Here is a 709-nt window from a genome sequence, read left to right as displayed (position 1 = left end):
AGGCCAGTGGAAATTGTGTATTTCAGACAAAACACTCCCAGCCCTGAATGGGCATGGGTACCAGCGTCTGCTCTTGTCCGGTTAAACTGCAGTTTGGTTCTTGGCTGGTTTTGGCCATGGGGAAATACGAGGCTGCTGTACTTGTCTCTACCAGCATCAGATCAGATCAGATCAGATCAGTTGCTCAGTCGTGTCCGACTCTTTGCAACCCCATGAATCGCAGCATGCCAGGCCTCCCTGTCCATCACCAACTCCCGGAGTTCACTCAGACTCACATCCATCGAGTCAGTGATGCCATCCAGCCATCTCATCCTCTGTCGTCCCCTTCTCCTCCTGCCCCCAATCCCTCCCAGCATCAGAGTCTTTTCCAATGAGTCAACTCTTCGCATGAGGTGGCCAAAGTACTGGAGTTTCAGCTTTAGCATCATTCCTTCCAAAGAAATCCCAGGGCTGATCTCCTTCAGAATGGACTGGTTGGATCTCCTTGCAGTCCAAGGGACTCTCAAGAGTCTTCTCCAACACCACAGTTCAAAAGCATCAATTCTTCGGCGCTCAGCCTTCTTCACAGTCCAACTCTCACATCCATACATGACCACTGGAAAAACCATAGCCTTGACTAGACGGACCTTTGTTGGCAAAGTAATGTCTCTGCTTTTGAATATGCTATCTAGGTTGGTCATAACTTTCCTTCCAAGGAGTAAGCGTCTTT

General features: G+C 49.4%; 1 protein-coding gene. It reads right to left on the bottom strand.

Annotation, left to right across the window (positions count from 1 at the left end):
- Positions 1–176 precede the first annotated feature (176 nt).
- Positions 177–709, bottom strand: a 533-nt coding sequence (locus tag ACFSNB_RS18740; RefSeq protein ID WP_377319336.1) for a hypothetical protein, incomplete at its 5' end; no start/stop codon positions are given.

Source organism: Phaeospirillum tilakii, from assembly GCF_042683125.1.
Taxonomy (GTDB): Bacteria; Pseudomonadota; Alphaproteobacteria; order Rhodospirillales; family Magnetospirillaceae; genus Phaeospirillum; species Phaeospirillum tilakii.
The sequence above is the reverse complement of the archived record's forward strand: the minus strand, read 5'-3'. Positions and strand labels throughout refer to the sequence as shown.